General features: G+C 61.8%; 14 protein-coding genes. 6 read left to right on the top strand and 8 right to left on the bottom strand.

Annotated elements, in window-relative coordinates; translation table 11 throughout:
* Positions 1 to 72: 72 nt before the first annotated feature.
* Positions 73 to 534, bottom strand: coding sequence for an Lrp/AsnC family transcriptional regulator (locus tag ABK249_RS09095; protein WP_227703299.1), 462 nt, complete (start codon positions 532 to 534; stop codon positions 73 to 75).
* A 99-nt stretch (positions 535 to 633) separates the two neighbouring features.
* On the opposite strand from ABK249_RS09095, the gene ABK249_RS09090 reads away from it, so the two are divergent.
* The 3 genes from ABK249_RS09090 to ABK249_RS09080 all read left to right on the top strand — a co-directional run bounded on the left by ABK249_RS09090 (position 634) and on the right by ABK249_RS09080 (position 3647).
* Positions 634 to 1593 (top strand): threonine ammonia-lyase, encoded by a 960-nt coding sequence (locus tag ABK249_RS09090; protein WP_320443020.1) that lies wholly within the window; start codon positions 634 to 636, stop codon positions 1591 to 1593.
* A 92-nt stretch (positions 1594 to 1685) separates the two neighbouring features.
* Positions 1686 to 3380: an adenine deaminase gene (ade, locus tag ABK249_RS09085; RefSeq protein WP_348862650.1), complete on the top strand. Its 1695-nt coding sequence runs from the start codon at positions 1686 to 1688 to the stop codon at positions 3378 to 3380.
* 57 nt (positions 3381 to 3437) lie between these two features.
* On the top strand, positions 3438 to 3647 hold the full coding sequence (locus ABK249_RS09080) for a hypothetical protein (RefSeq protein WP_348862649.1): 210 nt from the start codon (positions 3438 to 3440) through the stop codon (positions 3645 to 3647).
* Between the two features lies 1 nt (position 3648).
* Here the strand turns inward: ABK249_RS09080 and ABK249_RS09075 are convergent, their stop codons facing one another.
* Positions 3649 to 4008 (bottom strand): Atu4866 domain-containing protein, encoded by a 360-nt coding sequence (locus tag ABK249_RS09075; protein ID WP_348862648.1) that lies wholly within the window; start codon positions 4006 to 4008, stop codon positions 3649 to 3651.
* On the bottom strand, positions 4001 to 4138 hold the full coding sequence (locus ABK249_RS09070) for a hypothetical protein (protein ID WP_161784744.1): 138 nt from the start codon (positions 4136 to 4138) through the stop codon (positions 4001 to 4003). The genes ABK249_RS09075 and ABK249_RS09070 overlap by 8 nt, the downstream gene beginning before the upstream one ends.
* A gap of 210 nt (positions 4139 to 4348) precedes the next feature.
* On the opposite strand from ABK249_RS09070, the gene ABK249_RS09065 reads away from it, so the two are divergent.
* Entirely contained in the window at positions 4349 to 5251 is a 903-nt protein-coding gene (locus ABK249_RS09065) for an AraC family transcriptional regulator (RefSeq protein ID WP_227703303.1), read from the top strand.
* Positions 5252 to 5309: 58 nt separating this feature from the next.
* On the opposite strand, the gene bglA is transcribed toward ABK249_RS09065, so the two are convergent.
* A complete protein-coding gene (gene bglA / locus ABK249_RS09060; protein ID WP_348862647.1) occupies positions 5310 to 6959 on the bottom strand; it encodes a beta-galactosidase BglA in 1650 nt (549 codons plus the stop codon).
* Positions 6960 to 7103: 144 nt separating this feature from the next.
* Between bglA and ABK249_RS09055 the strand changes: the two genes are divergently transcribed.
* Positions 7104 to 8018, top strand: a complete 915-nt coding sequence (locus ABK249_RS09055) for a sugar kinase (RefSeq protein WP_227703305.1) — start codon at positions 7104 to 7106, stop codon at positions 8016 to 8018.
* Here the strand turns inward: ABK249_RS09055 and ABK249_RS09050 are convergent.
* Positions 8004 to 8426 carry an OsmC family protein gene (locus ABK249_RS09050; RefSeq protein ID WP_037148157.1) on the bottom strand — a complete coding sequence of 141 codons (423 nt, stop codon included), beginning with the start codon at positions 8424 to 8426 and terminating at the stop codon, positions 8004 to 8006. The genes ABK249_RS09055 and ABK249_RS09050 overlap by 15 nt on opposite strands.
* Positions 8427 to 8593: 167 nt before the next feature.
* On the opposite strand from ABK249_RS09050, the gene ABK249_RS09045 reads away from it, so the two are divergent.
* On the top strand, positions 8594 to 9658 hold the full coding sequence (locus ABK249_RS09045; RefSeq protein WP_348862646.1) for a glycosyltransferase family 4 protein: 1065 nt from the start codon (positions 8594 to 8596) through the stop codon (positions 9656 to 9658).
* Between the two features lie 268 nt (positions 9659 to 9926).
* Here ABK249_RS09045 and ABK249_RS09040 read toward each other — a convergent pair whose 3' ends face one another.
* From ABK249_RS09040 to ABK249_RS09030, 3 genes are all read right to left on the bottom strand, one after another.
* Positions 9927 to 10244 (bottom strand): hypothetical protein, encoded by a 318-nt coding sequence (locus ABK249_RS09040; protein ID WP_227703308.1) that lies wholly within the window; start codon positions 10242 to 10244, stop codon positions 9927 to 9929.
* A 120-nt stretch (positions 10245 to 10364) separates the two neighbouring features.
* Positions 10365 to 11795 (bottom strand): ribosome biogenesis GTPase Der, encoded by a 1431-nt coding sequence (gene der / locus ABK249_RS09035; protein ID WP_348862645.1) that lies wholly within the window; start codon positions 11793 to 11795, stop codon positions 10365 to 10367.
* A 31-nt stretch (positions 11796 to 11826) separates the two neighbouring features.
* Entirely contained in the window at positions 11827 to 12501 is a 675-nt protein-coding gene (locus tag ABK249_RS09030; protein ID WP_037148165.1) for a tetratricopeptide repeat protein, read from the bottom strand.
* Positions 12502 to 12677: the final 176 nt, after the last annotated feature.

Raw genomic sequence — 12677 nt, 5'->3', positions numbered from 1 at the left:
TTCAGATAGCGGTCTGACGGGCGCCTTCCGGCGCCCGTTCTGTTTCGGGCGCATGCGCCAATGGCGTCCGGTTCACTCGACATGGACCGCCAGCGTCCGTTTGAGCGTCTTCAACACGACGCTGGTGGTGAATTTGCGGATATTCGGGTTGAGCTCCATCATCCGGTCGGCAAGTTCGTCGAAATGCTCGACCGACCGCGCGAGAACGACGAGCGTGTAATCGCCCCGCCCGGATGTCACCCAGGCCTCCTGGACTTCCGGCGTTTCGACCAACCAGCGCATGAAAGGCGGAAGAAGCTCCGGCCGGTCGCGCTCCAGTTCGACTTCCACCAGCATGGAGACGTTGGCGCCGACCTTCTTGGGATCGACGACCGAGACGTCCCGCAGGATCACCTTGTCTTCCCTGAGTTTCTGGAGCCGTCTCTGCGCCGATGACGCAGACTGGCCCGTGCGATGCGCGAGCTCACCGAGCGTAATGGTCGCGTCCTGTTGCATCAGCTTGAGGATTTCGCGATCCATCTTCGTCAATGGCATGATGAAAACTCCCGCCGTCTTGGGCGATAATGCAAAATTTACCCGATATTCCTGTAAAATTCGGAAACTCTGCCCGAATTTTAGATGCAGTTTAGCTGCATGATGACAAACCAGCCATCCCCCTCCGCCCACGGCATCCTTGCCGCTTCCGCCCGCATCGACGGGCTTTTCACCAACAGTCCGCTGGTCGAGCAGCAGACCGCCAATACGGCACTCGGCCTTCGCCTGTTCGCCAAAGTCGAAACGCTGAACCCGATCCGCTCCTTCAAGGGCCGCGGCACCGACTGGTGGCTCAAAAGCCAGCCGGCAGGTGACGGCGCAATCGTTTCGGCATCCGCCGGTAATTTCGGCCAGGGACTGGCCTATGTCGGCCGCGCTCAGGGCCGCAGGGTGGTGATCTTTTCCGCAAGAACGGCCAATCCCGCCAAGATCGCGGCGATGCGCCGCCTCGGCGCGGAGGTATTTCTGGAGGGTGACGATTTCGACCAGGCAAAGGCCGCCGCGCGCGCCTATGCGGAAACCCATGGCTATTCCTTCGTGGAAGACGGCGCGCTGAAGGAAATCGCCGAAGGCGCCGGCACGATCGCGCTTGAAATCACCGAACGGCTTGGCCGCGATGGCGTTTCGCTGCAAGCCATCGTCGTGCCGCTCGGCAATGGTGCCCTGCTGACAGGCATCGGCACCTGGATCAGGGCGAATGCGCCGGAATGCAAGGTCATCGGTGTGGTCGCCGCAAATGCCCCCGCGATGAAACGTTCCTGGGAGAGCGGCAGGATCATCTCGACCGAAACCGCAGCGACTGCGGCCGACGGCATCGCCGTGCGCGAATGCGTTCCCTATGCGCTCGACTGCATGAAGACGACCGTCGACGACGTCTGGAAGGCTGGAGAAACAGCGATCCGGCAGGCGCGGGATTTCTGCCGCCTCCATTACGGCCTCGTCGTGGAGGAAGCAGGCGCAGCCGGCATTGCGGGGCTTCTGGAGCATGGAAAGGCGCTTGCCGGCGCCAACGTCGCCACCATTCTCTGCGGCGCCAATGTCAGGACCGATATCGCGTAGAGATTAGCGGGCTTGTGCCTCTCTTGGCTCTTTTGCGTCCGGCCGGCATCAAGTTAAGCTGGTCAGGACCGATTCAGCGCCAGGAGCCTGCCATGACCAGCCGCCTCGAAACCTTGATCGACCAGGGCACAGGCCGCGAGCCCGCCGATATCGTCCTGAAGGGCGGAAGGTTCTTCGACCTCGTCACCGGCGAAATCGTCGCCTCCGACATCGCCATCTGCCGGGATCGCATCGTCGGCACCTGCGGTTCCTACAAGGGCAAGGAAGAGATCGACATCTCGGGAAGGCTCGTCGTGCCGGGCTTCATCGACACGCATCTCCACATCGAAAGCTCGCTGGTCACCCCGCACGAATTCGACCGCTGCGTGCTGCCCTATGGGGTGACGACGGCGATCTGCGATCCCCATGAGATCGCCAATGTCATCGGCACGGAAGGCATCCGGTTTTTCCTGGATTCCTCGCTCGAAACCATCATGGACATCCGCGTCCAGCTTTCCTCCTGCGTGCCGGCGACGCATCTGGAAACCGCCGGAGCCGACCTGCCGATCGAAAAGCTCTTGCCCTTCCGGGATCACCCGAAGGTCATCGGGCTCGCCGAATTCATGAATTTCCCGGGCGTCATCCACAAGGACCCGGTCTGCCTCGCCAAGCTCGACGCCTTTTACGGCGACCATATCGACGGCCACGCCCCGCTCTTGCGCGGCAACGACCTGAACGGCTACCTTTCTGCCGGCATCCGCACCGAGCATGAATGCACCACCGCCGAGGAGGCTCTCGAAAAGATCCGCAAGGGCATGCACATCCTCGTGCGCGAAGGTTCGGTCTCGAAGGACCTGCACGCGCTGATGCCGATCATCACCGAGCGTCTGTCGCCCTTCCTGGCGCTCTGCACCGACGACCGCAACCCCCTCGACATCGCCGAACAGGGCCATCTGGACTACATGATCCGCACGGCGATCGCCAATGGCATCGAACCGCTCGCCATCTATCGCGCCGCCTCGATCTCAGCCGCGCGCGCCTTTGGACTTCGCGACCGCGGCCTCGTGGCGCCCGGCTGGCGTGCCGATCTCGTCGTCATCGACAGCCTCAGGAACTGCAAGGCGGAAATGGTCTTCTCGGCTGGCCGCAAGGTCACCGACGAGCTTTTTGCGACCCGTAAGCCGGTGGCGGCGGTCGGCCTCGACAGCGTCAAGGCTAGGCCGGTCGAAGCTGCCCATTTTGTCGTACCTGCCACCCAGGGCGAAACATCGGTCATCGGCGTCCTGCCGGGCAAGATCATCACCGAGCATCGCCGCTACGAACTCCCGTCGTTCGGCAACGAGACTGGCATCGACCTAGACCGCGACATCATCAAGGTCGCTGTCATCGAGCGGCACGGCAAGAACGGCAACCACGCCAACGGCTTCGTCCAGGGTTTCGGGCTGAAGAAGGGCGCGATCGCCTCGACCGTTGGGCACGACAGCCACAATATCTGCGTTGTCGGCGTCGACGAGGAGGATATGGCGCTGGCCGCCAATCGTCTCGGCGAAATCCACGGGGGGTTTGTCGTAGTCGAAGGCGGCAAGGTAACCGGCGAGATTGCGCTTCCCATAGCCGGCCTCATGAGCCTCGAACCCTATGAGACCGTGCGCGACACGCTGCATGATCTCAGAAAAGCGGCCTACGCACTCGGCACGACACTCCAGGAACCGTTCCTGCAGGTAGCCTTCCTGCCCCTGCCGGTCATCCCGCACCTGAAGATCTCCGACATGGGCTTGGTGGATGTCGATCGGTTTGCGTTGATTTGAATGTGCTTTGCAAATCCGCAGCGAACAACTATTTTTCAATCGAAAGAGGCATCTACAATGACCAAACTCGAACAGATCGAAAAATCCGTATCCGAACTCGACCCGAAGGAACTCGAAAGCTTTTCGGCATGGTTCGAGGAGTTTCAAGCTGCACGCTGGGATGAACAGATCGACGCCGACTCCGCAGCCGGCAAGCTCGATGCTCTAGCTGACAGGGCGCTCGCAGATTTCCGCTCGCATGCCGATTATGACAGACTGACCAGTTGACCTACCTCCGCCTCAGCACCATCCCCGCGTGATAGAGAACACCGTCGCGGAAATCGCCGTCGGCGGTAAAGCCGGTGTCATCCTTGTAGTCGATATGGTCGCCGGTCACCCAATATTGGCCCTCATACGCCCGCTCGCGATTGCCGCGCGCCTCGACATAACGACCGTTCGGCAGAAGTTCGTGGCGGATATGATTGTCCTCGGTCACCCACATGCCGACGTAAGGGTGGTCGCTCATGGTCTTCTCCTCGTCTTTGATCTCATGCGCGAACGCCGCAAAGGTCGCGAGGAAGGCGAATGCCGCAGCACAGGCGGCAAACGCGAACAGCCGCCGGAAACACCGGTCAGCCCCGTCAACCATTGAGATATTCCCGTCTCAGCCACCGTTCGCGGCGGCCGCGGTCTGCTAGGCCCAACCGCTTGAAGAAGGTGCCGGCGAAACCGGCGGCCCAATGAAATGGGCTTTCGAGTAAGCGCTGGAAGTTGCTCATCACCGTCTCCTTTTCCGTCCGGGTTCTGTCAATCGGACGAGATGGAATATGGCGGAAACCGAGGTCGAGGTGGTAGACCAGTCCTCCGGCATGATTGCACAATCCTCCGAAGATGATTTGAAATGGCCGTGCACGCCACCCATATGGACTTTGCGCCCGACAAGCAGGGCCGCCGATTCAGGTATTTCCAGAACAAGAGAGAGCCACCGGATGGACAAGATCGCCAAACTTGCCGAACTGATTGCACAAAACACCGAAAGCGATGGCGTTCTCGAAACCGCCATCCCGCGCCTTTCGGTCATCCGCATATCGAAGCCGACCGAGCCGTTGCATGCCATCCATCAGCCATCGGTCTGCATCATCGCGCAAGGTGCAAAGCAGGTCATGCTGTCGGATCAGATCTTCCGTTACAGCCCCGGCCGGTATCTGGTCGTCTCGGCCGATATGCCTGTCACCGGACAGGTCATCGAAGCGAGCGAGGACAAGCCCTATCTCTGCTTCCGGCTCGATCTCGACATGAAGCTCCTGAGCGACATGCTGGTCGAGATGCCGCATGCCTTCGGCTCATCCGCGTCCCCCTGCAAATGTGTGGGCGTTTGCGAAACCACGCAGGAATTCCTGGACGCCGCGATCCGGATGGCGCAGCTCCTCGACCGGCCTGACGAGATCGCCTTTCTTGCGCCGCTCATCGAGCGCGAGTTGATGTTCCGCATGCTGCGCGGTGGTCAGGCGGAGATGATCCGCCAGATGCTGGCGCCGGAAAGCCGGCTGCAGCAGGTCAACCGTGCGATCGCCTGGATCCGCCAGAATTTCGCCGCTCCCTTCTCGATCGAGCAGGTCGCCACGGAGGCGCGCATGAGCACGTCCTCGCTGCACCAGCATTTCCGCGAGGTGACGGCTATGAGCCCGCTGCAATACCAGAAGCAGCTTCGCCTGCAGGAGGCCCGCCGGCTGATCCTCGGCAACGCGATGGATGCCGCGACTGCCGCCCACAGCGTCGGTTATGACAGCCCTTCGCAGTTCAGCCGCGAATACCGCCGCCTCTTCGGCGCCCCGCCGATCAAGGACATAGCGCGGCTGAGAAGCGAGCCTGCGCATTACGCGCAGGCTTGATGCATGCCGTCAAAGGCGGCCGCCCGTTTTGGTATGACGACATTCACATAAAGATTGATCACACCCGCGCGCAGAACATGTCCAGGGCATCGAGCCTCACCACGCCCTTTTCAAGCCGCGACGCAAAGCCAGGTGGCGATACCGGCAGGCAATCGCCGAGCCGCTTGGGCAGCGTGTAATCCTGCGGCATGCGTGTCAGATTGAAGACGAAGAGCAGGCTTTCACCACCCTTCTCCCTCACAAAGGCGAGCAGGTCCTGATTGGTGTCGAGGAAAGTCATGTCACCGTCAGTGAGCGGCGGATGCGCCTTTCGGAAGGCAAGCGTCGCCCGGTAATGGTGCAGCACGGAAGCCGGATCGGCCTCCTGCACGTCGACGGCGCGCGCGGCATGTTCGCGCGGTACCGGCAGCCAGGTCTTGGCTCCCTCCGTAAAACCGGCATGCGGCGCACCCGCCTCCCATACCATCGGCGTACGGCATCCGTCGCGTCCCTTGAAGGCCGGCCAGAAGCGGATGCCATAGGGGTCGCGCAGATCCTCGTAGGAAAGTTCAGCCTCTGTCAGCCCCAGCTCCTCTCCCTGATAAAGGCAGATCGAACCGCGCAGCACCGAAAGAAGCGTGATCGACAGCTTTGCGACGCGGTCCTGTTCTTCCGGCACCTCGGTGAAGCGGGTGACATGCCGCACCACGTCGTGGTTGGAAAAGGCCCAGCAGACCCAGCCGTTGGTGACCGTGTCCTGCACGGTCGTCATCACCTTGCGGATATAGGCCGCGGAGAAGGCCGGACCGAGCAGATCGAACGTGTAGCACATGTGCAGCTTGTCGTTGCCGCTCGTATAGATCGCCAGCGTCGTCAGTGAACGCGGTCCATCGCCCACTTCGCCCACGGTCGCCCGCCCCTCGTAGCTGTCGAGCAACGCCCTCAACCGCTTCAGGAACCCGATGTTTTCCGGCTGGCTCTTGTCATAGAGGTGATTCTGCATGGAATAGGGATTGGTGTCCGTCTCCATGCCCGCCCCTTCGGTGTCATAGACCATCGGCGGATTGTTGCGGAGCTGTTTGTCGTGGAAATAGTAGTTGACGGTATCGAGCCGGAACCCGTCCACGCCGCGGTCCAGCCAGAACTTCACCGTGTCCAGCACCGCCTCCTGGACCTCCGGATTGTGGTAATTGAGGTCCGGTTGGGAGATCAGGAAGTTGTGCATGTAATATTGCTTGCGCACTCCGTCCCATTCCCAGCCGGGGCCTCCGAAGATCGAAAGCCAGTTGTTGGGCACCGTTCCATCCGCCTTGGGGTCGGCCCAGACATACCAGTCCGCCTTGGGATTGGTGCGGCTTGAGCGGCTTTCGACAAACCAGGGATGCCGGTCGGACGTATGACTGATGACCTGGTCGATGATCACTTTCAGCCCCAGCCGATGGGCTTCGATCATCATCTCGTCGAAGTCCGCCAGCGTGCCGAACATCGGATCGACATTGCAGTAATCGGACACGTCGTATCCCATGTCGGCCATCGGCGAAGTGAAGAATGGCGACAGCCAGATGGCGTCGACGCCGAGGGAGGCGATATGCGGCAGACGGGCGGTGATCCCCTTGATGTCGCCGAGTCCATCGCCGGTCGTGTCCTGGAAGGAACGCGGATAGATCTGGTAGATCACTGCGCCGCGCCACCAGTTCGCGTCGGTTCTGCTCACCGCTTCAGTCGCCATGTCTCGACTCTCCTTTCTCCTTTGTTCCCGCCCAACCTAGTGCCCCCGGAACAAAAGACAACGCAAAAGCAAGGCCCTGACCGCTCTTGCCATCTTCGGCACTTCGGCCTATGCGACTTGGTCGAGATACCGGAGGGAACGAAAATGGGCGGGCGGCTTCTTTCGATCGGCGAATGCATGGTGGAACTGTCGCAGGCAGGCGAAGGACTGCTGCGCAAGGGTTTTGCCGGTGACACGTTCAACACCGCCTGGTATGCGCGTGCCTGCCTTCCGGCAGAGTGGACGGTGGAATATTTCACCGCGCTTGGTGACGATCCGCTCTCGTCGGAAATGCTCGTCTTCATGAAGGAGGCCGGCATCGGCACCGGCCATATCCGCCGTATCGAAGGCAAGACGCCAGGCCTTTACCTTATCACGCTGAAGAACGGCGAACGCACCTTCAGCTACTGGCGCGATACGGCGGCGGCAAGGAAGCTCGCCGATGATCCAGACGATCTCCGGGCAGCAATCGAGGCTGCCGACATCATCTATTTCTCGGGCATCACGCTCGGCATCCTTGCGCCGGAAGCGGTCGAGACGCTGCTTGCAGAGCTGCGCCGCGCCAAGGCGGCGGGCAAACAGGTGGCTTTCGATCCGAACATCCGACCGCGCCTCTGGACGGACAGGGACACAATGCTGAAGACGATCGAGGCCGGCGCCCGTGCCGCCAATCTGGTGCTGCCGAGCTTCGACGACGAGGCGACCCATTTCGGCGATGCGACCGTCACCGATACCATCGCCCGCTATCATGCGCTGGGCGTCGAAAACGTCGTCGTGAAGAATGGCGCTGAGGGCATTACCTTGAGCTTTAGCGGTTCCACGGCAATCCACGTTCCGGCTGTACCGACCCTGCAGATCGTCGACACGACCAGCGCCGGGGACAGTTTCAACGGCGCGTTTCTGTCGCGCCTCGTGCGGGGCGTCTCGCCTGCGGAAGCCGCGACCTATGGCGCGAGCATCGCTTCCGTCGTTATCGGCCACCATGGCGCGCTGATCAGCCCGGCGTTACTGCCGGGGTGACTGGTCCGCCGTCCGGAACGAAACCGGAAAGCCGCGCATGACGGAGTTGGCGACGGTGCAAACTCGCCGCGCACGGTCGATCAGCGCACTCGTATCGATGCGGTCTCGGGACGTGCAGGTGACATCAAGATCAGCCCGGGTCGCGATAAGCGGCGAGCCGTCCAACTCCAGGGTGACACGGACGGCGATCGCGTCGATCTCGATGCCCATGTCGTGCGCCACATAACGCAGGTCGTTGCAGAAACAGCCACCGATCGCCAATGCCAGAAGCTGTGCCCCGTTGAAACCGAGGCCCAGTCCTCCCGCCTTTCCCTCAGGGCGATCGACGACAAGCGTATGGCTGCCGGCCCAACCCATTGCCGCTTCCGTACCTGCTACATTGCGAAGCTCGATGGTCGAAGACACCATGACACGCCCTCCTTGCGTTTCGAGCATCCCACCAATCAGGTCGCCGTTCAATCGGAGAGCCTCCGCCGCCCCTTCATCCTCCTGTAACAATCCTTTACGATAGAGGGCGAGACATGTCCGCAGCGCGCCTGAGTCGTGTGCGGACCGGCAACCGGGCTGGGCCTTGCATGACCAGAATCACCATCGTGACGGATGCCTGGTATCCTCAGGTGAACGGCGTCGTTCGCTCCATCGAGAATACCAATCGGGAACTCGATCGCATGGGTGTCGAGGTGATGATGGTGACGCCGCAGGATTTCGCCAGCGTCCCCTGCCCCACCTACCCGGAAATCAGGCTCTCCATCGCCACCTATGGCCGCGTGGCGGCCGCGATCGAGGCGACGCAGCCGACTGCCGTCCATATCGCCACGGAAGGCCCGCTCGGGCTTCTTGCCCGCCGCTGGTGCCTGAAGAAGCACGTGCCCTTCTCGACGAGCTACCATACGCGGTTCCCGGAATATGTGGCCGCCCGTTTCCCGGTTCCGCTGCGCTGGCTTCATGCCTTCGTGCGCTGGTTCCACAATGCCGGCAACGGCTGCATGGTGGCGACCGCCAGCCTGGAACGCGAACTTTCCAAACTCGGCATCAAGAACCTCTTACGCTGGAGCCGCGGCATCGATCAGACCGTGTTCCATCCGATGGAGCTCGATGAGCGCCCGTTCAATCTGCCGCGCCCGATCTTCCTGACGGTCGGCCGGGTGGCAGTGGAAAAGAACCTGCCGGCCTTTCTCGACATCGACCTGCCCGGCTCGAAGGTCGTGGTCGGCGACGGCCCTGCCCGCGCCGATCTTCAGAAACGGTATCCGAACGTGCTCTTCACCGGCATGAAGACGGGTGACGAGCTTGCCCACGCCTATGCACAGGCCGATGTTTTCGTCTTCCCATCGAAGACCGATACATTCGGCAACACGATCCTGGAGGCCCTCGCAAGCGGCGTTCCGGTCGCCGCTTATCCCGTCACCGGGCCGATTGATATCATCGAGGAAGGATCAGGCGCCGGAGCGCTGAACGAGGATCTGCGCGAGGCCTGCCTTGCGGCGCTGAAATGCTCCCGCGAGAATGCGCGAAAGCTTGCCCGCAACTTCACCTGGGAAGCGGCATCAAAGCAGTTCCTCAACAACGTGATGATCGCTCAGGGGCAACGGCCAATGATCAAAGGCCCATCGACCGGCGCCAGACCGTCAACGGCCTGAGCCGTCCGGCAGTCAGCCGGCCCTTCTGTCGCGCCAGACAAAAAAAGCGATACTGCCGATTGCAAGGCAGACGGATGCCAGAAGGCCGACGACGATCATGAATTTCTCCTCCAGCGCGCGGCGACTCCCCTGCCGCGAAATAATGTCGCAGTCGATCACGTCGTGCCCGTGAATGCAATCCCTGCACGCTGAAGTGCCCACCACCGCCCATCGGGCGGCAACTTTCGTTCCTTGCGGCTTGCACGGGTTTCCGGCAAGCCTTGGGATATCATGCGTAGAGTATGCGATCGCCGAATTCGGTATCTTCGTCGAAATTGGCGGAACCGATACGGCCGCTTTCACCGGAAAGCTGGTTTCCGGCGCTCGACGCCTGCTCGTTGGAAGTGCTGGCCTGCAGACTTTCGAGCTGAGCTTCCAGCGCGTTGATCTCGCTCTGGACCGACTGTTTCGTATCTTCGTCCTTCGCCTCGGCGAGCTCGGCTTTTTTCGCCGCGATCTGAGCCTCGATTTCCGAGACATTCACGGAAGAGGACGAGGAGGAACTAAGAACTGTGGAGGCGGTAGAGGATGAAACAGCGCTGACCATGTGAAATCCCTTCAAAACATGGCGTCATAGCAGCACGATTCGTTTAACCAGACATGAACGGCATGCCCCTGTTTTGACCTTGGGAGTGCCGCCGTTGGCGAAGGTCCGGGAGCCTGAGGCCTACCGCTTCTTTTTCCGTCCCTCGAACGGGTTCTCGCCGGCCCTGAAATGCACCCGGATCGGCACACCCGGCATCTGGAAATCGTTGCGCAGGCCGTTCACCAGATAGCGCACGTAGCTTTCCGGAAGCGCCTCCGGACGCGTGCAGGAGATCATGAAGGCCGGCGGGCGGGTCTTGACCTGCGTCATGTATTTCAGCCTGACACGGCGACCGGAAACCGCCGGCGGCGGGTGCTGCACCTGCACGCTGTCGAGCCAGCGGTTGAGCTTCGCGGTCGAGATGCGCTTGTTCCACACCCGGTCGGTCTCGATGATGTTCTGCATCAGCTTGTCGAGGCCGTAGCCCGTCTGACCGGAGATCGGCACGGCGCGGATGCCCCGCGCCTGCGGCAGCAGCCGCTCGGTCTTTTCCCGCAGGTCGGCGAGCGTCGCCTGCACATCCTCGACAAGGTCCCATTTGTTGAAGGCGAGCACCGCCGCGCGGCCCTCGCGGATGACGAGATCGACGATCTGCAGGTCCTGTTTCTCGAAGGGGATGGTCGCGTCGAAAACGATCACCACCGTCTCGGCGAAGCGGATGGCGCGCAGCGCATCGGCGACGGAGAGCTTTTCGAGCTTCTCCTGCACCCTCGCCTTGCGGCGCATGCCGGCCGTATCGAACATCTTGATGGTGCGGCCGCGCCAGTCCCATTCAACCGAGATCGAGTCGCGGGTGATGCCGGCTTCCGGCCCCGTCAAAAGCCGGTCCTCGCCGAGAAAGCGGTTGATCAGCGTCGACTTGCCGGCATTCGGCCGCCCGACGATCGCCACCCTGAGCGGCTTCGTCTCGTCATAGGCAGATTCGACCTCCTCCTCGTCGGAGCCGCCTTCCGCACCCGCCACGGGCAGATCGACATTCGTCTCGGCCTCCTCGTCCGGTTCCGGAAAGGCCTTGTCCTCGCCGATCGCCTCCACGATGGCGTCGCGCAGATCGAGCATGCCTTCGCCATGTTCGGCAGAGATCGGCACTGGCTCGCCGAGGCCAAGCGTGAACGCGTCGTAGAAACCAGCATCGGACCCGCGTGCTTCCGCCTTGTTGGCGACCAGCACCACCGGCTTGCCGTGCTTTCTCAGCATCTCGGCAAGCGCCTGGTCGACCGGCGTCAGCCCCATCTTGGCATCGACCACGAAAAGCGAAAGGTCCGCCTCGTCGATCGCCGCTTCGGTCTGCGCCCGCATGCGGCCCTGGAGTGTCTCGGGGCCCGCCTCTTCGAGACCGGCCGTATCGACGATGCGGAAGCGCAGGTCCACGAGCTTCGCGTCGCCGGGCCGGCGGTCGCGGGTCACGCCCGGCGTATCGTCGACAAGCGCCAGCTTCTTTCCGACCAGCCGGTTGAAAAGCGTGGACTTGCCGACATTCGGGCGTCCGACGATGGCGACGGTAAAGCTCATCCTGTTTCCTTAAAGACCTGCAGGCAAAGAATTAAGACGATGCCTTGCCGGAGGCGGTGATGTTGTCGAGCATGATCTGCGCGCGGTTTGCAATGTTGCGCGGCGCTGCAGCGTCGTTGGCGATCTGCTGGAACCATTCCTTGGCTTTTTTCATGTCGCCGGCCTTGTAGGCGGAAAGCCCGAGCGCCTCGCGGGCGGAATTGGCGAGCGGGTTGGCCGGGACGGCCATGGATTCCACTTCCGCCGCAACCTGTTCATAGGTGCCGGTATCGATGAGCAGCCAGGCGGCGCGCATCTTGGCAAGGTCTCGCATCGCCTGCGGCGCCTGCCCGTCCTTGCCGACCTCGGAGAAAGCTGCGATGGCAGCCGCCGTGTCGCCCTTGGCCTGCTGGACGGAGGCGGCGCGCATCTTGGCGAGCACCGGATAGGCGCCGGTACCGTCCTTCTCCAGTGCCTCGAAAGCCGCAAGCGCCTCGTCTTGCTTGTTCTCCGACGCGAGTTTCAGCGCCGCCAGGAATTTGTCGCCGGACTGGGAGGAACTGTGCGTATCCCACCACTCGTAGCTCTCCTTGGCAATGGCGCCCCCGACGATCAGCACAACAATCGCGATCACCAGAGGCCGGAAGCGCTTCCAGGCATATTTCACCTGATCGGAGCGAAGCTCCTCGTTCACCTCGCGGATAAAGCTGTCGTCGTGCTGCGTCATCAAAGTCTCCGGCCCGGCGGCCTCAATCTCAAGAAGAAAGCGCCTTCTAGCCTATTTTCCCGAAGATGTAAGGCCCTTCTCACAAATCTCGGAAAGCTTGTTAACGATGATGTCCCGGAGTGGCCTGTTCAAAGCTTCGCCTCATTCGGTCTTCATGAAGCAAGCTTCCTTTCCGT

The sequence above is a fragment of the Neorhizobium phenanthreniclasticum genome (genome assembly GCF_040066075.1).
Classification (GTDB): domain Bacteria; phylum Pseudomonadota; class Alphaproteobacteria; order Rhizobiales; family Rhizobiaceae; genus Neorhizobium; species Neorhizobium petrolearium.
Note: the sequence above shows the minus strand (reverse complement) of the source record. Positions and strands in the feature narration are given on the sequence as shown.